Here is a 21,016-nt window from a genome sequence, read left to right as displayed (position 1 = left end):
GCAGCTATTCAACTATTCTCCTTTAAACACCGGTTTTCTTTTTTCAAGAAAAGCCTGAACACCTTCTTTAAAATCGCAGGTATCAGCCGCACGCTGCTGCAGTTTATCTTCATTGGAAAGCTGTTCATACCAGGTGTGGCTTAATGCCCAGTTTAAAGCCTGCTTGGTAAACCATAAACCGCGGGTGGGCATGGCAGCAAGTGTTGCAGCGAGCTTCTTTGCTTCCACGTCAAAAACATCATCTGCAAAAACCTTATAGATCATGCCCAGGCGCTCTGCTTCGTCAGCGCTTACTTTATCGCCTGTCATCATTAAAGCGCTTGCTTTTTGCCAGCCGATTAATCGTGGTAACATAAATGTGCCGCCGCTGTCGGGTATTAAACCAATTTTGCTGAATGCCTGTATGAATGATGCTGATGCTGTTGCAACAATGATATCGCAGCATAAAGCTATGTTGGCGCCAGCGCCCGCAGCAACGCCGTTTATGGCGGCAATAACAGGTTTTTCGAGCTTGCGGATTTTTGAAACAATGGGATTGAATTGTTCCCTTAGAATGATATTCATTTCCCTGGAATCTGAAACTTCGGCAAGGTCTTGCCCGGCGCAAAAACCTTTTCCGCTGCCCGTTATATAAACACAACGTACTTCTTTTGAGTTATTGCATTCATCTAATTTTTCCTGTAGCAACAAAGCCATTTCGCGGTTAAATGCGTTTAGTTTTTCGGGACGGTTTAATGTTATAAAACCAATGTTGTCCTTTACTTCAAATAGAATAGCTGACATAATTAAAACAAATAATTTGGTCAAATAATTTTGAAAATAAAGTGCGAATTAATGACATTTAAAATAATCGAACGGTTCCAGGCAATCATCGCATTTATATAATGCTTTGCAGGGCGTGGAGCCGAACCGGCTTATGAGATGTGTGTGATAAGAATTGCAATGCGGGCATTGTACCGCTTCATCTTTTTGAAATGCTTCGAGTGTGCAAACCTGCTGTTTTATATTGGGCGGTGCAATACCATATGCTTTTAATTTTTGTTTGCCGGCCTGCGTCATCCAGTCGGTTGTCCAGGCTGGTGATAAAATGGTTTTTATTTCAACGTTATTAAAACCATGTTCCAGTAATACAAGCCTGATGTTTGTTTTAATTACATCCATTGCCGGGCAGCCGGTATAGGTTGGCGTGATGCAAATAGTTAAACCACCTTGAGGCGGTTTTTGAACAGCATCAAATATTTCAATCTTTCTGATAATACCTAAATCAATAATTGACAATACAGGCACTTCGGGATCGGTTACCGTTTCCAATATCTGCTGTATGGCATCTTCTGTTATATCTTTTTCACGAATCATAATAACTTCCTTCAGGGCTTACCAGGTTGAATTTGGATACGCTCTTTGCATGAACTGCATTTCTGCAAGTATATAACCCAATTGTTCTGAATGAATGCCTTGCTTGCCGCCGGTTCTTACAAACACATTTTGCGGTACCTGCAAAGTGGCTTCGTTGAAAACGGTTAAAATTTTTTCTAACCATTTTGCTTTTAACGCTGAAACATCAACCGCAATATTTTCTTTAAGCAATGCTTCTTCATATGCTGCGTTTATAAATAATTCATCAATATAAGGCCAAAGTTCGTCAATTGCATTTTCCATGCGCTGATGGCTTTCATCTGTTCCATCGCCCAAACGTATCACCCATTCACTGCTCCACCGCACATGGTACGCTACTTCTTTTAATGCCTTTACGGCTATGGCTGCAAGCCGCTCATCACGGCTATGCTGCAATTTTTCGTACAGCAAATATTGATAACTGCTAAAAAGAAACAAACGTAATGTGGTTTTTGCCCAATCGCCGTTTGGCTGTTCCACCAGCAGGCAGTTTTTGAAATCGCGGCTGTCGCGAAGGTAGGCAAGTGTGTCTTCAGTAGCGGGTAGAATGGTTGAATAATTGAGTGGTTTATTAGTGGTGTGGTTAATAAGTTCGGCTGCGTATTGATAAAAATTTCTTGCCTGTCCTAAAATGTCTAATGAAATATTAGTGATGGCAATGTCCTGCTCCAGTATTGGCCCGTGACCACACCAGGCACTGTTGCGCTGCGCCAGGATAAGGGCGTTATCGGCGAGGTGGAGGGTATAGGTTATAACGAATTGGTAATCAGGAATTAGGCTCATTGCGTTTTTTAATTTGACTTTTAGATTTATCGAGGTAACTGATGTAGCCATTGATAAGTTTGAATACTAATTCACATTTTTCCTCTCCTGTTTTCAATTCTTCATTCAGAATATAATTTTCATCAAAGGCTGTTGCAAGATGTTCCATTGTTTCGGTTAGGGAACCTCTTGAAATAATGAAGAAATTTTTCGTGTCGGAATAAGTAAATCTGCCATATCCTTCGGCTATGTTTGCTGCAATGGATCTTGAAGAATCAAGAATTTGTGCTGCAGGTAAAAACTTTTCATAGGCTGGAAATTTTTTTGCAAGTGTTGAAATATAAATTTTTAATTCCCTTCCCTGCTTGTAGCATTCCGGATCTTTGTAGCCACGATAATTCATATCGACAAGTTTTTTACCAAATTACAAATTTCCCCTATTCCTAATTCCCTGTTTCAACCAATCAACTTTTCAACGAACCTCAAATATGCTTCACTTCTTCCGGCAAATCATAAAACGTAGGATGGCGGTAAACCTTATCACTGGCAGGCTCATAAAAACTTTCCGCATCATCAGGATTAGAGGCGTGGATGTATTTGCTTTCAACCACCCAAATACTTACGCCTTCATTGCGGCGGGTGTAAACATCCCGGGCGTTTTCAATAGCCATTTGCGCATCTGCGGCGTGCAGGCTGCCGGCATGTTTATGATCCAGGCCTTGTTTGCTGCGAATAAATACTTCCCATAAAGGCCAGGAAGCGCGGTCTGAATCTTTTGCAGATCCGGGAAGGTTTAAAGCACTTCCGGAAGTGTCATCAGGTATATCGCCGTAATAATATTTTTTAAAAAACTGTTGCATAACAAATCATTTATAGAACTCGTTCTTCCCTATTAAAAAAACACATGTTCAGTTCATACATTGAATCAATAGAAGTTCAATCCTATGCTGCCTTTATTTCCTGTTTGTTTGCTTGTTTTGCCGCATAGGCTGCTGCCGCTTCGCGAACCCAGGCGCCATCATTGTGTGCTTTGCGACGTGCTTCCAGCCTTTCTTTATTACAGGGTCCATTGCCTTTTACTACGTTCCAGAATTCATTCCAGTCTATTTCGCCAAAATCATAATGCTGTCTTGCTGCATTCCATTGTAAATCTTTATCAGGCAAAACCATATTTAAAACCTTTACCTGTTCGGCGCACATATCCACAAACTGCTGGCGCAATTCATCGTTGGTCTTGCGCTTGATCTTCCACTTCATGCTTTGATCTGAATTGGTGCTCTCCGAATCTCTCGGCCCAAACATCATGAGCGATGGCCACCACCAGCGGTTAATCGCATCCTGGCACATTGCTTTTTGAGCCTCCGTTCCGTTGCTTAAGGTAAGCAAAATATCAAAGCCCTGCCGCTGGTGAAAGCTTTCTTCCTTGCAAATTCTTACCATGGCCCTTGCATACGGTCCATACGAGGTGCGGCAAAGCATTACCTGGTTTAAAATGGCAGCGCCATCTACCAGCCAGCCAATGGCGCCAATATCGGCCCAGGTTAAGGTGGGATAATTAAAAATGGAAGAATATTTGGCTTTGCCGCTATGTAAATCGCTTATGGTTTCTTCCCTGGTTATGCCCAGCGTTTCGCAGGCCGAATAAAGATAGAGGCCATGCCCCGCCTCGTCCTGCACTTTGGCCAGGAGAATGGCTTTACGCTTTAAAGATGGCGCCCGGCTTATCCAGTTACCCTCAGGCAGCATGCCCACAATTTCGCTGTGCGCATGCTGGCTTATCTGGCGGATCAGGGTTTTGCGGTAAGCATCCGGCATCCGGTCTTTCGGTTCAATTTTAATTTCAGCATCTATCTTTTGCTGAAACCTGTTTTCAAATTCGTATGACTGCATATAACAAAAATAAGATTTACTAACGACTGTTAGGTAATATTAGAATATTGTAAAGTATTCCAGCTAAACTTTTATTATAGAAACAGTGTGTAATCGCTTTGTGTTTAAGTAATTTATAATGGTTTGCAGCACTGTTTGCGTAAGGTGTGTCTAATAGTGTTAGCGAATAAACCTGCCGCCTCTTTATTAATCCAGTATGGTTTATTAGAGTTTGCTTGTAGAATCAAGTTATTAATAATTCAAGAATTACTTCTGTGGATTGCACCAGGGCCTTTTAACCTCTCAAATAAAATTGAACAGCTATATGAGTTATTTTAAACGCAAATGTTGGCTAAGTATAACAGCAATGCTTACTATAATGCTGCTGTGTGCTTTGAATAGTCATGCACAGGCTCAGAGCCTCGTTTCGGGTACAGTAACAGATTCAAGCGGCAAGCCGTTGTCGGGAGTTTCTGTACAGAAAAAAGGAACCAAAACCGGAACGGTTACAAACAACGAAGGTGTTTACCAAATAAATGCCTCTTCTTCTGATGTACTTACTTTCTCTTATGTTGGTTTTGAAGAACAGGATGTAAATGTTGGAAACAGAACCACTATTGATATATCGTTAAGCTCTTCCTCTTCCCAGCTAACAGATGTAGTGGTTATAGGTTATGGTACTGCACAGAAAAGAGACCTCACGGGATCTATCTCTACCATAGAAGGTAAAGAAATTGCTGACAAGCCCAATCCAAACCCGGTAGCTTCATTACAGGGAAAGGTTACCGGCCTTTCGGTTGTAAATAATGGTACGCCGGGTGCAGCGCCCGATATCAGGATTCGCGGTACGGTAAGTATCGGCCAGGTGCATCCATTATATGTGGTGGACGGAATTTTAAATGATAATATAGATTACCTCAACCCAAATGATATACAGTCTATTGAAGTGCTGAAAGATCCGTCTTCCCTGGCAATTTTTGGTGTAAGGGGTGCAACCGGTGCTATTGTAATCACCACAAAAAAGGCAAAATCCGGGCAAACCATTGTAAACTTTAATACTTCTTACGGGTTTAAAAAATTGGTTAATAAAATAAAAATGGTGGATGCTGCCGGCTTTGATATGCTGTTTAAGGAAGAGAATGATAATAACAATGCCCCCACCCCGGATTATTCTTTTTTAACCGCCAATACAGATTGGATAGATGTTGTTACAAGGTCTGGCCAGTTCAGCAATAATAACCTGAGTGTAAATTCCTCTTCAGAGAAGAATAAGTTCGGTATGTCTTTGGGTTACATATATGATGAAGGCATCATCATCCGCCAGAAATTAACCAAGATGACGGTTAATGTGAATGATGAATACAAATTCAATAAGGTTATAAAAGTTGGGTTTAACCTGAATGTAGCCAGAACCAATAACCCTTATGACGCCGGTTCCGTATTGGATAATGCAAGAAAAGTTATGCCACAGGTTTCTGCCGGCCGGCAGCCATTTGTTGTACAAAACCCGTATGGTACCGATACCATCAGCCAGAACCTGTATTCGGGCCTGGATGTGGCGCTTCAAAATTCAGGTGTTGTAAATCCTTTATTGGAAGTTGAAAACACCTGGAACAAAGTAATTAACCAGGAAATGAGGTATGTAGGAAGCATTTATGCCGATATAAATATTACCCCCAAACTTAATTTCCGTTCCACCTTCTATGCAGACCAGAGTTATATAGATTACCGGAAATATACACCGTTGTATTATGCTTATAATCCAGTTAATAATACGCCTTATTTATATAGCCAGTCAACCCAGGTGGAGGAGAATAATCAAACCTATAAAAAGTATCAGCAGGATGAGATTTTAACGTACACCAATACGTTTGGCGGGGTACACAAGCTCACTGTAACCGCTGGTTTTACCACTTATTATTTTGGCAATTTTAACCGCGGCGGCACAGCAAAACCATCCAATACGCCCGGTTCATTGCCCATTCCTGATGATAAAAGATTCTGGTATTTGAATAATGGTTTTGAAAGCGATGCGCTTACATTGGCTACAGGTTCACAGTATGAAAGGACAACGGTATCCGAACTCGCAAGGGCCCTATATAGTTATAAAAACAAGTATTTTCTTAATGCTTCTTTCCGCAACGATGCCTCATCCCAATTGCCTCCTCAAAACCGCAGCCAGGCTTTCTGGGCTGTGGGCGCGGGCTGGGATATAAGCCGGGAAAACTTTATGGCAGACCAGAAAATATTCGATTATCTTAAAATACATGGTACTATTGGCGTATTGGGTAACCAAAGCACGCCTAACGGCTCTGATGGTAACCCGCTTCCTTATCCTTTTTATCCATCACTTCGACCAGACATTGCTGCTGTTTTCGGAAATTATGTATTTAATGCAGCCCAGGCAAGTTACCTGGTAAATCCTGACCTGCACTGGGAAACAGTTGATGCTGCAGATATTGGCATTGAGTTAAATGCGTTTGACAACAGGCTGCATTTTGAAGGAACCTATTATACCAGGAAAACCAAAGACCTGATGACGTATGTAAACAGGCAGCCTATAGGCCTGCCTGATGAAATAATTAACGGAGGTTCATTGCGCAATACCGGGGAAGAATTCCTCGCCACCTGGAACCAAAGTGTCTCCAAAGATTTCAGTATCAGCCTTTCCGGTAATATCACCTTTATGCAGAATAAAGTGGTTTCCCTGGCAGAAGATCTTCCTTCCGGGATTATTGACAGGGCTTCACAAAATAATGGTACGGCTGTTAGCCGCACAGCCCCTGGCCACCCGATTGGCTCATTCTTCGGTTATAAACAAATAGGAATTTTCCAGTCTTACGCTGATATTATTAAATCTCCAAGCCAATCATCTTTAGGCGAAGTAAGGCCTGGTGACAGAAAATATGCAGATTTAAATGGAGACGGCGTTATTGATGCCAGCGACAGGACGTTTATAGGAAACCCATCACCCGATTTTATGTACGGCGCCTCTGTAAGCCTTACTTATAAAAATTTCACATTAGATATTGATGGTGCAGGCGTTTATGGCAATGAAATATTCAGGGTTTGGAATTCGCTGGAATCTCCTTTCCAGCGGGTAAACTACGCCGCCTTCCAGTTAAACAGGTGGCATGGTGAAGGCACTTCTAACTGGGAACCGATTATCAGCCAAAAAGACCGTGTTAATTACCAGGGCTCTACCTATAATATTGAAGACGGAAGCTATTTCAGGTTGAGAAATATCCAGTTGTCCTACAGCTTTTCACAAAATATGCTGCAGAGCCTGCATATTAAAGGAATAAGGATTTATGCCAATGCACAAAACCTTATTACATGGAAACATAATAAAGGCTACACAGCAGAATATGGCGGAGATGCCACTTCTTTTGGTTATGATGCAGCCGGTGGCGCTATACCAATGGTGGTTACATTCGGATTAAACGCAACCTTTTAATTTTTATAACGCATTAATATGAAAAAGAGAAATATTTATATTGTTTTAATTGCCCTGGGCACGAGCGTTGTATTGGGTAGCTGTAAAAAATTTCTTGACAGGAAACCTTTGTCAGCAACTTACGATGACCTGAAGCAGGGTACATTGGAAGCGCAAAGTTTTGGTTTATACAGTAATTTAAGAAGCCTCGCAGGTTTTTCATCTTTGCCCTGGCTTGACTTTCACAGCATTCGCGATGATGATGCACAAAAAGGAAGCAGCCAAACGGATGGCGCTGAAATAAATGCAGAGTTTGAAACCTTTCAATATACCAAGAACGATTGGGCTACCAATACTTACTGGAATGATCATTATACCATGATCTACCTGGCAAATAAAGAACTGTTTTCTGCCGATTCTCTCGGGGTAACGGATGAAGCATCTCTCAGGAATGTGGGTGAAGCATATTTTTTCAGGGCCTACTCCTTTTTTGACCTGGTAAAAGCTTATGGCGAAGTGCCGCTGCTTAATTATTACTATACAAACCCGGCAGATGGCATCAGGCCCAAGGCTAAGGTAGATGATATTTATGCGCAGATTGATAAAGACCTTGATACCGCTTCCATGTACCTGCCTTTAAACTGGAATGATGCACAGGGCAATTCCCAATACCCGGGGCGTTTAACGAGCGGAGCTGCGAAAACTTTGTGGGCGCAAACATACCTGTTCAGGAAAAACTGGCAGCGGGTAAAAGAATTGTGCCAGGAGGTAATTGCTTCAGGTGAGTATGCCCTGTTGCCCAAATTTTATGATGTGTGGAAGGATGGGCTAAGCGGCGCCGGTAAAAATAGTAAAGAGTCAATTTTCGAGATGCAGGCTTTGATAGGCCAAAACGGAACACCTAATTATGGTGTTGCCTGGGGCACATCTCAAAATATACGGCAGGGTGGCGCTTCTGTTGAATGGAACCTCGGTTGGGGCTGGAATGTGCCCACCCAAAATCTTGTCAATGATTGGAACGCTGCCGATCCCAGGAAGAATATGACAGTTTTATATTCAGGTGAATTCGACGGCGGTTCTGCTGAAGGTGGTTACGGCGCTACCATACCGCCTTATAATAAAGATTCGCTCGGTAAGTCGGGATTCCTGGATCAGCCTTACTGGAATAAAAAAGTTTACTCCGATCCTGCTATGCGTTCTTATACGGGACAAATAAATAATGCCGGCGCTGCAGACTGGATCAATCATCGCATCCTTCGTTATGCAGATGTATTGCTGATGATGGCAGAAGCTTCCAACGAATTAGGCGATGGTGCTACAGCAGCTGCCATGCTGGAGCAGGTTAGGGCAAGGGCAAGAAATTCAGGTTCCGATCCTAATGCGCTTCCACCTGTTCCGTTTATCAGCCAAAGCCAGATGCGTATTGCCATCAAGAATGAACGCCGGTGGGAATTTGCTATGGAAGGCTATCGCTTTTATGATCTTGTAAGATGGGGTGATGCACAAAGTGCTTTGGGCACTTTAGGTTATCAGCCCAGGAATGCCTGGTACCCGATTCCGCAGCCTGCTATTGATCTCTCCGGCGGCGTATTGGTGCAAAATCCAAATTATTAATACTAATAAATGATTATACATATGAAAATCATTATAAGAAATATTGCGCTGCTTTTTTTCATCGGCTTATTTATGAATAGCTGCCAGAAAATGGAACAGCCGCCTTTGGGCGATTATCCCAAAGATGCCAATCCTCCCGGCGGCCCGCTGAAGTTTTTCATTGCTTTAGATGGAACTAATGTTGACAGTACGAAAGCAAATTTTGGCACAAACACTAATGTGAATTATGTTGATGGCGTTTCCGGCCAGGCAATGAGCGCGGATGCAGATGGTCACATTGTTTATCCTTCAGGAAATGATTTTAATACGTCAACCAGTTTTACAATTGCTTTCTGGATAAAAAAAGACGGGCCTAATGCAGCTGGTGGCGGCACTACGTTTGCATTCGGCTTTGCAACTTCCAAAGATATCTGGACCGCCCAGGATATTTTCCTGGAATTTGAAGATGCAGGTAACCCAAGTTCAAAAGATTCGGCTGCTGCCAAATTTTATCTGAACGATCAGTGGTTTGAATTTACAAAAACATCTGATATTGATAAAAGGATGCCACATGTTTTAGATGGTAACTGGCATCATCTTGCGTTTGTTTTTGATTCAGCAAGTTCAACTCTTACACCCTATGTTGACGGTGCTGCACCTACGAATTTACCTGACGGTTTTGGAAAATTTAATAACAACGGCGGTAAGTTAGATTTTTCTTCACTCGCTGGCCTTGTTGTTGGAGGCCCCGGTATGTATGCTTTAGGTAAAACACCTGATGATATTGGACAAACATGGATGGGTAATTTTAATGGTGCTATTGATCAGTTCAGGTTATATAGCGAGGCACTTTCCGCAGCCGATGTCAAAAGTTTATACGATAATAAAGAATAATATTTTCTCTTTATTGATTAAAAAGCTGCTGTAAAAAAGCAGCTTTTTAATTTTGTTGATAAGCATAATGATTAAAGTCTTTCAAAATAAAAGAACCTTTCTTATAAGCACTTTGGTGATAACAGCCTTAATAATTTTTTCAAAATGCATCAGCGACCAAAATAAAAATAACCATCCACATGAAACTGTATCAAACAGCATTATTGATACGGTAACTTTTGATCAGTTTGCCGGTTCGCAAACATGCGCCGGTTGCCATAAAACGATAACAGAAAATTATTTTAATTCATTTCATTTTTATACTTCGCAAACAGCTTCGGCCCAAACAATAAAAGGCAGTTTTGTTACCGGCAAAAACGGTTTTCAGTACGATGTTGGCAAAACTGTAAAACTCGAAAAACATAACGATAGCTTTTATCAGGTGTATTATCATAACAACAAAGAAGTGGTAAGCAGGAAGTTTGATATTGTAATTGGATCGGGCAAAAACGGGCAAACCTTTTTGTCGTGGGTTGGCGATCATATTATTGAGCTGCCGGTTTCCTATTTCACGCAGGTGCATCAATGGGCAAACAGCCCGGGTTATCCTTTGTCGCCTATCATTTTCAACAGGCCTGTTACAACACGTTGTCTTGAATGCCACAGCACGTATGCCGAAGCCATCAATTATAATCCTGATGTGCCGCCTGCATTTGATTCAACCAAAATGATATTAACGGTTGGCTGCGAAAGATGTCATGGCCCCGCTGCAAAACATGTGGCTTATCAAATCAAACATCCGGAAGATACGGTTGCGATGTTTATTATTAACCCGGGTAAACTTTCAACATCATTATCGCTTGATGTTTGTGGTGCATGCCATGCAGGCCGCCTGGAAGCAAAAAGAAATCCTTTTCAATTTGTTGCAGGCGACAGTTTAAATAAATATTATACAATAAGTGATGCCGCAAGAAATGCAGGTTTAATGGATGTACATGGCAACCAGTTGGGCGTTTTATCAGCAAGCAAATGTTTTCAGCTAAGCAAAACAATGACGTGCGTCACCTGCCATGACCCACACAAAAATGAAGCGGGAAATATTGCATTATTTTCACAACGTTGTATGAGTTGTCATACAAATCAACATAAACAAATAGAAGGGTTATCAAATGCCGTCGTAAAGAATAATTGTATTGATTGCCACATGCCCTTGCAGGAATCCACTTCAATTGCTTTCCTACTGCAGAACAAACAAACAGTAAATGCAAAAATGAGAACGCATTACATTGCTATCTATACCGATGAAACAAAAAAATTTATAGAACAAAATTCATCTTCTGTAAAGAAGAAATCATAACAACAAATGGCTTTTAAAAGTTACAGAAACAGTTTTATTATCTTACTTATAATAAGTGCATCGATAACAGCCTGTAAAAATTCAGGCAGTGTTTTCGAGCAATTATCCTCATCAAAAACAAATATCAGTTTTGTAAATAAACCTGAAGAATATCGTGCTTTCGGCATATTATACTATCTCTATTATTATAACGGCGGCGGCGTTGCTATTGGTGATATAAACAGTGATGGCTTGCCTGATATTTATTTTACGGCAAGCAATCATGCCGGCAATAAATTATACCTGAACAAAGGCAATTTTGAATTTGAGGATATAACTCAGAAAGCAGGCGTGGCGGGCACTTCAGACTGGTGCACCGGTGCTGCAATGGCTGACGTGAATGGTGATGGCTTATTGGATATTTATGTATGCGCCATGACCGGCGAACATCATTTAAAAGGCAGAAATGAATTATTCATCAATAACGGCAACAATACTTTTACCGAGAGCGCAGGCAAATATGGATTGGCATTGGAAGCCTATTCCACACAGGCTGCTTTTTTTGATTACGACCACGACGGTGATTTGGATTGTTATGTTTTGAACCAATCACAACAAAATCCCGGCAGGTATATAGTTGATACCAGCCATCGTTATGATATTGATGTAAAAGCAGGCGATCATTTATACAGGAACGATTTAAATACAACCGGAAAATTTACGGATGTTTCAAAAGAAGCAGGCATTTATCAAAACGATATCAGTTACGGCCTGGGCATTTCTGTTGCAGATATGAACAATGATGGATGGGATGATATTTATATCGGCAATGATTTTCATGAGAACGATTATTATTATATCAATAACGGTAATGGCACATTTACAGAAAGCGGTGCCAAACATTTCGGGCATTATTCACGATTTAGCATGGGCAACGATATTGCCGATTATAACAATGACGGACAACCTGATGTTGTGACGGTTGATATGTTGCCGCCCGATGAAAAAACAGTGAAGATGTATGGCAGCGATGAGAGTGTTGAGTTGTATAATTTCAAAATAAGATCAAATGGCTACCATGAGCAGGTTTCACGTAATTGTTTGCAAAAGAATAATGGGGATGGTGCAAGTTTTAGCGATGTTGCTTTAATGGCCGGTGTTGCCGCAACCGACTGGAGCTGGTCGCCATTGTTTGCAGACTTTGATAATGATGGCAATAAAGACTTGTTTATTTCAAGTGGCATTGTAAAGCGGCCGGTGGATATGGATTATGTAAAATTTGTTTCAGACCTTGCTGCAAAAACTGATCGTAATACTTCAGATGCGTATGATAAAATAACGCTGGAAAAAATGCCTGATGGCGCCTCACATCCATTTCTTTTTAAAAACAATGCAGACGGTTCCTTCAAAAATGTAAGCAATGATTGGGGCACCGGCAAAATGAAAGGATATTATAATGGCGCTGCTTATGCGGATCTTGACGGTGATGGCAATCTTGATCTTGTTATAAACTGCATTAACGCGCCTGCTGTTGTGCTGAAGAACACATCAAAAAATAAAAATGCACTCAATATCTCTTTTGAAGGAGAAGGCATGAATAAGTTTGGTATAGGCGCAAAAGCATATGTTTTCACGCATACAGATTCCGCAGGCATACATACAAATCAAATGCAGTATGGGGAGTTAATGCTTACAAGGGGCTTTCAATCTTCATGCGATACAAAATTGCATTTTGGTTTGGGCACCATTAAAACTATCGATAGCGTTTTGATCGTTTGGCCTAATCAAAAATATCAGCTTATAAACAATATAGCTTCAAATAAACCTTTGATTGTTGAAGAAAAAAATGCTGCAGATTCATTTCAATACGCCCGGTTTTTCCTTCCCAAAAAGCCGTTACTTCAAGATGTAACAGCACAGGTTAGCTGTAACTGGAAACATATAGAAGATAATTTTTCTGATTTTAATGTGCAGTATTTAATTCCACATGAAGAAAGCACCCGCGGGCCAAAGATTGCTGTGGGCGATATTAATAACGATGGGCTTGATGATTTTTATGCCTGCGGTGCAGCCTATAATACCGGTGCCATGATGGTGCAGCAAAAAGACGGCACATTTAAAGCTGCAGATACAGCAACATTCAACCATGATGCACCGTATGAAGATATGGACGCGGTAATATTTGATGCCAACAATGATGGATGGAAAGATCTGCTTGTTATAAGCGGTGGCGGCGAACCGCAGGGCAAATCGCCTTTATTGCTTGAAGACCGTTTGTATGTGAACGATGGCAAAGGCCATTTTATAAAGAAAACAGATTTCCTGGTGCAGAAGTTATATAACAAATCATGTGTTGCTGTGGCTGATGTGGATCATGATGGCGATTCGGATATTTTTATTGGTACCATTGAAAGTACGCTGGCGAACGATTTTGGCCTGCCGCAAAATTCATTTCTTTTTTTAAATAATGGCGATGGAAAGTTTACAGAAGCAAGTTATGAAACTATAAAGCTGCTTAATCTTGGTGTTGTAACATCAGCAATGTTTACTGACCTTAATCATGATGGGTGGGCAGACCTGGTTGTAACAGGCGAATGGATGCCCGTAAAGATTTTTATGAATGATCATGGGAAATTCACAACAACAGATATTGCACATTCAACCGGTTTATGGCAATCCGTTTTTGCAGCAGATGTAAATAATGATGGCAACATGGATATTCTTGCAGGCAACTGGGGATATAATTCAAAACTATGGGCAGGAAAAGCCGGGTCCTTGAAATTATATGTGAAGGATTTTGATGGTAATGGTGTTATTGAACAGCTTTTATGTTATACGATTGATGGCAAAGAATATACATTTCTTGCAAAAGATCAACTGGAGAAAGTTATGCCCGTGTTGCAAAAATATTATTCCACGTATGCAGAGGTAGCCGGTAAAACGGTTGATTATATATTCTATGATTTATTTAAAGACTTTACAGCATTAAGCGCTGAAACTTTGGGCGCTGCATGTTTTATAAACGATGGTAAGGGCAACTTTACGAAAGCAGATTTAAACAATCATTTACAGCAGGCGCCCGTCTTTGCTTTTGCACAATTGCCTGGCAGCATGTATATAGCTGGCGGAAACTTTTATGGAACGATGCCTTATGAAGGAAGATATGATGCACTTTTCCCAACCATATTCTCTCTGGATGAAAAAACTAATATTACCAAAGCGATATTACCCGATGTACAGGGAGAGGTTCGCGATATAAAATGGCTAAACACGGTTAACGGAGAAAAGCTGTTAGTAATTGCCCGGAACAATAACAGCTTATTATTTTATAAAACCGGCACGCCAATTAAAAACTAAATTAAATATATGCGTATGAATATTTTTTTATTATTGGCCGCATTAACTTTTACAGGTTGTTCCAAAAACACCAATTCAAATAATGGTGAACAACCACCGGCGGTTAACCCGGATTCAGCCATCGTCTGGTTAACAAAAGCCGATCAAACTGTTTTACTGCTGCAACAACCTTCAGTTGTATTTAATGCAACTGCTAATTCTTATTCAACTATAACAGTTGACAGTACAATAACCTATCAAACCATTGACGGTTTTGGCTATACATTAACCGGCGGCAGTGCGCAGGCCATTAACTCGCTTGATGCAACAGCTAAAGCAAATCTTTTGCAGGAGTTGTTTGGCAGCGCATCCAACTCGGTTGGCATAAGCTATCTCCGCATCAGCATTGGCGCATCAGATTTAAATGCTGAAGTTTTTAGTTATGATGATGTGGCCGGCGATGTAAACCTTGAGCACTTCAGCCTTGAAAAAGATAAAGAACTTATTGCTTTATTAAAAGAAATCGTTGCTATTAATCCATCCATAAAAATACTGGCAACACCCTGGAGCCCGCCTGCCTGGATGAAGGATAACAACAAAAGTATTGGCGGCAGTTTATACACCAAATATTATGATGTATATGCACAGTATTTTGTGAAATATATACAGGCCATGAAAGCAGAAGGCATAACGGTAGATGCCATCACGCCGCAAAATGAACCGCTGCATCCGGGCAATAACCCAAGCATGCTGATGCTTGCCGGCGACCAGGCAAACTTTATCAAAAACAGCCTGGGACCTGCTTTTGCTGCGGCAAACATCAGCACCAAAATCATTATTTACGATCACAATTGCGATAAGCCTGATTATCCAATGACTGTTCTGAATGATGCAGACGCCGCGAAATATGTTGATGGATCTGCCTTTCATTTATATGCCGGAGATATAAGCGCTTTATCAACGGTGCATAATGCTTTTCCGGACAAGCATGTTTATTTTACAGAACAATGGACCTCATCAGAAGGGCAATTTGCCGGCGACTTTTTGTGGCATGTAAAAAATGTGATAGTAGGTTCCATGAATAACTGGAGCCGTGTTGCACTTGAATGGAACCTTGCAAACGATGCATCTTTCGGGCCGCACACGCCGGGCGGCTGCACACAATGCAAAGGTGCTTTAACTATCAATGGAAGCGTTACAAGAAATGTAGCCTATTACATTATTGCACAGATAGCCAAATTTGTTCCCGCAGGTTCGGTAAGAATTAATTCAAATGCAATAGGTGGTTTATATAATGTAGCCTTTAAAACACCCGAAGGCAGAAAGGTTTTGTTCGTATTGAATGATGGCGCTTCTGCCGTAAACTTTAATATAAAGTTTAAAGATAAAACAGCGCTGGCCAGTTTACCAGCAGGCGCTGCGGCTACTTATATATGGTGATTGCAGAAATGATTTGAGCGATGGTCGAAGGGCAATGCGCTTGAGACTAATGTTGTTTATTTATTATTCAATATTCATCATTATAACTTTGGAAAAGTTTAGAACCTTCCCAAATATTACTCTGTTCGCAACGACTCAACCGGGTTTGCCAGCGCTGCCCTTATTGACTGGAAGCTCACTGTTATCAATGCAATTAATAAAGCAATAGCGCCTGCTGCAGCAAACATCCACCATTCAATACTAATACGATAGGCAAAATTATTGAGCCAGTTATGCATGGCCCACCAGGCAAGCGGCGCTGCGAATACAAATGCAATGGCCACCAGCTTTATAAAATCTTTACCCAGCATGCTTACAACACTATTAACGCTCGCCCCTAAAACTTTCCGTATGCCTATTTCTTTTGTTCTTTGTTCTGCTATAAATGTGGCAAGCCCAAATAAACCAAGACAGGCAATAAAGATTGCCAGTGCGGAAAATGTAATGGCAATTTTACCCACACGCTGTTCTTCACGGTACATTTCATTGAATGACTCGTTTAAGAAACGATAGCTGAAAGGCAGCCCGGATGCAACGGTTTTCCATTTGGTTTCCACTTGTGCAATAAGGCTTTGAATATTTGAACTATTCACTTTAAATATGGCTGAACTTGCATAATTGTTGTTGCCCAGCATAAAGCATAGCGGGCCCACCTGCTGGTGCAGCGATTCAAAATTGAAATTTTTAACCACGCCAATAATTGTATAGGCTGAAGTATTACCATCACTATCTGCATCAGAGCTGTAAAGCTTTTTGCCCACGGGATCGGCATATCCTAAAAATTTAGCCGTGGTTTCATTAATGATTACTGCGGAAGAATCGCTGCCAAAATCCCGTGAAAAATTTCTTCCCTTTATAATTTGCATGCCCAAGGTGGGTATATAATCATAGTCGGTTTTCCAGTCCTGTATTTCAATGCCATTTTCAGCATTCAGCACGGCATCCCTCGAAAAAGTATGGCTGTTTCTCCAGGAAGCGGAAACCGGTAAATAACTGCTGAGCGATGCACTTATAACACCGGGCATTTTTAATACTTCATTTTTAAAAGCCTCCGCGTTGTTACTTAATGCATATACTTTATCTATTATTAAAACCTCTTCTTTATTATAACCAAGATTTTTTGTTTGAATGTAATGCAGTTGGTCGTATATAATAATTGTTCCAACAATCAAAATAATGGATGTGGCAAACTGAAACACCACGAGCACACTTCTTAAGCCGCCGCTTTTGCTGCCCAGTTTCAACCTGCCTTTTAATACTTCAACCGGCTTGAAGGATGACAGGAAAAATGCAGGATAACTGCCTGCCATCAGGCCAACAATAAAAGGCAATGCAATAAGAAGCGGCAATATATATGGCGAAAATAAACCTGAAATGCTCATTTGTTTATCGGCCACACTGTTAAACAAAGGCAGCACTGCATATACAACCCCAACAGCAATTATCAGCGAAATAAAAACCATGCTTGTTGATTCAAAAAGGAATTGCCATATAAGGCCCTTTCTTTCTGTTCCCAACATTTTTCTTATACCCACTTCCTTTGCGCGGTTGGCAGAACGGGCTGTGGTGAGGTTCATAAAATTGATGCAGGCAATGAGTAAAATAAACAGTGCAACAGCAGAAAAGATATATACATATTGAATATTACCACCCGGCGTTAGTTCGAAGCTGCGATCTGAATACAGGTGAATTTTTGTAACCGGCATCAAAGAATATTCGAGGTTGTTGCCTGCCCTTCTAAACTCATCTATGGTGTTGATGTTCATAAATCTTTTTGCATCAGGCACCACATATTTTTCTATATAGGTATCAAAATTCTTTTCAAAGGCTTTGGGGTCAGCGCCTGGCCTTAAACGTATATAGGTAAGAAAATTATGGCTGGAAGCCTGTCCCCATTTATAATCTACATTCTTCATGGAAAAGAAGAAATCGAAATTAAAATGCGTGTTATGCGGAACATCGTTTATAACAGCCGTTATTTTATAGAAAGGATTTTTACTGCTTCTTATTTCGATGGTTTTACCAACAATATCGGTGGTTCCAAAATATTTTTTTGCAGCCGATGCGGTTACGATAACAGTATTCGGCTCATCCAGTCCATGTTGCACATCTCCTGCAATAGCGGGCAACCGGAACATGTCGAAAAAAGTGGAATCAACATTGGCCACACGTGCTTCATCAATAAAATCATTTCCTTTTCTTATGAGCTTATGGCCATCATTTACATAAATGCGCGTATAACTTTCTACCTGCGGGTAATCTTTTTTAAGCAGTTGCCCCATCATATCGCTGGTTTGCGAAGTATGCTGGATGGAGCTGCCAAAATGTATATCTGTATTAATGCGATAAATGTTTTTGGCATTAGGATAATACGTATCATAACTCAGCTCATCCATTACATACAATGTAATCAGCAAAAAACACGAGAGGCCAATGGCAAGACCGGTAATGTTGATAATAGAATAAACCTTATTTCTTGCAAGGTTTCTCCAGGCTATTTTTAAAAAATTTCTTATCATAATGCAACATCAAATTGGCGGGTAATAATTGTGCAATGCTATTTACAACCACAATGCCATTGTATAACTTATTTAAAATTAATATCCTGTAAAAACGGGTGCGGCAAAAGATTGTACGGTATCGTACAGTGTGTAATCAGAAAGCGGACAAAAGGGCCGCAATGCATCCTGGCTAAAAATAATAAACCGGTTTATACTTCAAACGCACTTTGCATTACTTCACTCACCAGTTTATAGGAATGCATTTTTGCATCAAAATCATAAATGTGCGCATTGAACATGAGTTCATCAACGCCGGTTTGCGCAACAAAACCTTGAATGTCTTTTCGAATGGTTAAAGCGCTTCCGATAAATGAGCCTGAAAGCATTTGCATTACATGCGCTTTTTCAACCTCAGTCCATAAATCGTTCATATTTTTTACTGGTGGCTGAAGCAGTTGCCGCTTATCGCGCAGGATGCCAAGAAAAGCCTGGTAAGCCGATGTGGCAAGATAATTGGCTTCATCATCTGTATCAGCGGCAATGGCATTTACGCAAGCCATTATATAAGGCTCTTTTAATTGTTCCGAAGGCTTGAATTCATTTCTATAAATATTAAAAGCCGTTAGCATTTGCGCCGGTGCAAAATGTCCGGCAAAAGCATAAGGCATCCCGAAGTAAGCAGCAAGATGCGCACTGTCGGTACTGGAGCCTAATATCCACATGGGTATATCAACGCCTTCACCCGGAATGGCCCTTACTTTGGCAGTACTGTTTTCTTTGGAGAAATATGTTTTTAATTCCATTACCTGCTGCGGAAAATCTTCAGCCCGCAGGTTGTTGCTTTTGCGTATAACCATTGCAGTTAACTGGTCTGTGCCCGGCGCACGGCCAAGGCCAAGATCAATCCTGCCGGGATACAAACTTCCCAGCGTGCCAAATTGTTCGGCAATAATTAAAGAAGAATGATTAGGCAGCATGATACCGCCTGAACCAACGCGGATGGTTTTTGTGCCGCCTGCTATATAACCTATTAATACCGATGTTGCCGAACTGGCTATGCTTGCCATGTTATGATGTTCGGCCAGCCAGTAACGTGTATATCCTAAAGATTCTGTGTATTGCGCCAGCTTAAGGCTTTTCTTAAAACTGTGCTCCGGCGTTGAACCTTCCGTTACCGCAGCAAGATCAAGTACGGAACGGGCTATTTTCTTTTTACTCATCGGTTGCAAAAATACTATTGGTTTTAAATGTAGAGATTCAACAAAAAGATAAGATTAGGATGATAGCAAAAGCCGCCGGGCCTGCTTATGAAGTAAGTACTTCTATTGGTGTAAAGCTTTTTAATGAAGGGAACTGCATGTTTACAATTTGCTGAACAATTTGTTCAACATTAATATCATTGCGGTTGGCGAAAATTACAATAAGATAGTTTAAGGAAGGTATGCTGAAACTGTATGTTCTGAAGCCGCCGTTATCGCCACTGTGATATACTTTGCATTGCGTTTCCTGCGTATCTGTAAACCAGCCAAAACCATAGCCGGTTTTTTTGTTTGTGGCAATCAAAAATTGAATGTTACGTGCTTCATCAACAATCGTTTTACTGAATACTTTACCGGATTGCAAAGCAGCGAACCATTTAATATAATCATCAACAGAAGTATAAATACCACCATCGCCTTCAGTTGAAAAAAATACGTGTTCATCAGGTCCCGATTGCATTAAATTATCAAGGCTGTCTCGTTCATAGCCGGTTACTTCGTTTTGTATTGTTGCCTGTTCATTCCAGATAACCGTTTGTTGCATTTCCTGCGGGTTTAAACACATATTCGGCCATATAATCATTATAAGTTTGGCCGCTTAATTTTTCTATTATCAGCGCAAGCAAACAATAAGCGGTATTGCTGTAACGAAATTGTGTGCCCGGCATAAAATAAGTGCTGTCGGCATGTTTAACAGCGTTATATACATCAATATTATGTGCATGCTGCATGCCTGCTGTATTAATGTAAGCATAATGGTCGGGGATGCCCGAAGTATGCGTAAGTAATTGCTTAACCGTAATTGCATCTGCCAGCTTCTTATTCATATCAGGAAAAAACCTGCTGATTTTATTGTTTAAGGAAAGTAAATGTTTTTGCTGCAGTTGCAGTATGGCTATTGCTGTAAATTGTTTTGTTAAGGAACAGATGTTGAAATTAGAAGAAGCTGTGAGTTTGTTGCCGGTGCTTATATTACTGATGCCATAACTTTTTTTATAAACTGTTTTCCCATTTTCAACAATACCAATAGAAATGCCTGGTAAATGTGCAGGATAGGTTTTGCTTAAAAGCGAATCTATTTTCTGTTCATTAAGATTAAATGCAGGTTGCTGTGCCATTAATGCAAAGACGGAAAAGCAGCTAAGAATAATTGTTGCGAAAATCTTCATACGTGTTA

16 protein-coding genes are annotated in these 21,016 nt (G+C 40.7%); 6 read left to right on the top strand and 10 right to left on the bottom strand.

The window, feature by feature from the left end; all coding sequences use genetic code 11:
* Positions 1-12: 12 nt before the first annotated feature.
* The 6 genes from ACTHN6_RS09770 to paaA all read right to left on the bottom strand — a co-directional run bounded on the left by ACTHN6_RS09770 (position 13) and on the right by paaA (position 4,047).
* A complete protein-coding gene (locus ACTHN6_RS09770) occupies positions 13-783 on the bottom strand; it encodes an enoyl-CoA hydratase-related protein (RefSeq protein ID WP_440435570.1) in 771 nt (256 codons plus the stop codon).
* Positions 784-831: 48 nt separating this feature from the next.
* A complete protein-coding gene (gene paaD, locus ACTHN6_RS09765; protein ID WP_440435569.1) occupies positions 832-1,356 on the bottom strand; it encodes a 1,2-phenylacetyl-CoA epoxidase subunit PaaD in 525 nt (174 codons plus the stop codon).
* A gap of 18 nt (positions 1,357-1,374) precedes the next feature.
* The gene (gene paaC / locus ACTHN6_RS09760; RefSeq protein WP_440435568.1) at positions 1,375-2,178 is read right to left on the bottom strand and encodes a 1,2-phenylacetyl-CoA epoxidase subunit PaaC; all 804 of its coding nucleotides are present in this window, start codon (positions 2,176-2,178) and stop codon (positions 1,375-1,377) included.
* Complete coding sequence (locus ACTHN6_RS09755) at positions 2,162-2,560, bottom strand: four helix bundle protein (RefSeq protein WP_440435567.1); 399 nt, start codon at positions 2,558-2,560, stop codon at positions 2,162-2,164. The genes paaC and ACTHN6_RS09755 overlap by 17 nt, the downstream gene beginning before the upstream one ends.
* A 79-nt stretch (positions 2,561-2,639) precedes the next feature.
* The gene (gene paaB / locus ACTHN6_RS09750) at positions 2,640-3,017 is read right to left on the bottom strand and encodes a 1,2-phenylacetyl-CoA epoxidase subunit PaaB (protein ID WP_440435566.1); all 378 of its coding nucleotides are present in this window, start codon (positions 3,015-3,017) and stop codon (positions 2,640-2,642) included.
* An 82-nt stretch (positions 3,018-3,099) separates the two neighbouring features.
* Positions 3,100-4,047 carry a 1,2-phenylacetyl-CoA epoxidase subunit PaaA gene (gene paaA, locus ACTHN6_RS09745; protein WP_440435565.1) on the bottom strand — a complete coding sequence of 316 codons (948 nt, stop codon included), beginning with the start codon at positions 4,045-4,047 and terminating at the stop codon, positions 3,100-3,102.
* A gap of 304 nt (positions 4,048-4,351) precedes the next feature.
* On the opposite strand from paaA, the gene ACTHN6_RS09740 reads away from it, so the two are divergent.
* The 6 genes from ACTHN6_RS09740 to ACTHN6_RS09715 all read left to right on the top strand — a co-directional run bounded on the left by ACTHN6_RS09740 (position 4,352) and on the right by ACTHN6_RS09715 (position 16,040).
* Entirely contained in the window at positions 4,352-7,483 is a 3,132-nt protein-coding gene (locus ACTHN6_RS09740; protein ID WP_440435564.1) for a SusC/RagA family TonB-linked outer membrane protein, read from the top strand.
* Positions 7,484-7,501: 18 nt separating this feature from the next.
* The gene (locus ACTHN6_RS09735) at positions 7,502-9,076 is read left to right on the top strand and encodes a RagB/SusD family nutrient uptake outer membrane protein (RefSeq protein WP_440435563.1); all 1,575 of its coding nucleotides are present in this window, start codon (positions 7,502-7,504) and stop codon (positions 9,074-9,076) included.
* 21 nt (positions 9,077-9,097) lie between these two features.
* Positions 9,098-9,949 (top strand): LamG domain-containing protein, encoded by an 852-nt coding sequence (locus tag ACTHN6_RS09730; RefSeq protein ID WP_440435562.1) that lies wholly within the window; start codon positions 9,098-9,100, stop codon positions 9,947-9,949.
* 67 nt (positions 9,950-10,016) lie between these two features.
* On the top strand, positions 10,017-11,285 hold the full coding sequence (locus ACTHN6_RS09725) for a multiheme c-type cytochrome (protein WP_440435561.1): 1,269 nt from the start codon (positions 10,017-10,019) through the stop codon (positions 11,283-11,285).
* Positions 11,286-11,291: 6 nt separating this feature from the next.
* Positions 11,292-14,621 carry a VCBS repeat-containing protein gene (locus ACTHN6_RS09720; protein WP_440435560.1) on the top strand — a complete coding sequence of 1,110 codons (3,330 nt, stop codon included), beginning with the start codon at positions 11,292-11,294 and terminating at the stop codon, positions 14,619-14,621.
* A gap of 15 nt (positions 14,622-14,636) precedes the next feature.
* Positions 14,637-16,040 carry a glycoside hydrolase family 30 protein gene (locus ACTHN6_RS09715; protein ID WP_440435559.1) on the top strand — a complete coding sequence of 468 codons (1,404 nt, stop codon included), beginning with the start codon at positions 14,637-14,639 and terminating at the stop codon, positions 16,038-16,040.
* 116 nt (positions 16,041-16,156) lie between these two features.
* On the opposite strand, the gene ACTHN6_RS09710 is transcribed toward ACTHN6_RS09715, so the two are convergent.
* The 4 genes from ACTHN6_RS09710 to ACTHN6_RS09695 form a co-directional block, all read right to left on the bottom strand.
* Positions 16,157-18,598, bottom strand: coding sequence for an ABC transporter permease (locus ACTHN6_RS09710; RefSeq protein WP_440435558.1), 2,442 nt, complete (start codon positions 18,596-18,598; stop codon positions 16,157-16,159).
* A gap of 191 nt (positions 18,599-18,789) precedes the next feature.
* Entirely contained in the window at positions 18,790-19,800 is a 1,011-nt protein-coding gene (locus tag ACTHN6_RS09705) for an LLM class flavin-dependent oxidoreductase (RefSeq protein ID WP_440435557.1), read from the bottom strand.
* A gap of 85 nt (positions 19,801-19,885) precedes the next feature.
* The gene (locus tag ACTHN6_RS09700) at positions 19,886-20,383 is read right to left on the bottom strand and encodes a serine hydrolase (protein ID WP_440435556.1); all 498 of its coding nucleotides are present in this window, start codon (positions 20,381-20,383) and stop codon (positions 19,886-19,888) included.
* A complete protein-coding gene (locus ACTHN6_RS09695) occupies positions 20,358-21,008 on the bottom strand; it encodes a serine hydrolase domain-containing protein (protein ID WP_440435555.1) in 651 nt (216 codons plus the stop codon). Before ACTHN6_RS09695 ends, ACTHN6_RS09700 begins: the two co-directional genes overlap by 26 nt.
* Between the last annotated feature and the right edge of the window lie 8 nt (positions 21,009-21,016).

Origin of the sequence: Parafilimonas sp., assembly GCF_051953455.1 — a bacterium.
In the GTDB taxonomy this organism is placed as follows: Bacteria; Bacteroidota; Bacteroidia; order Chitinophagales; family Chitinophagaceae; genus Parafilimonas.
The sequence above is the reverse complement of the archived record's forward strand: the minus strand, read 5'-3'. Positions and strand labels throughout refer to the sequence as shown.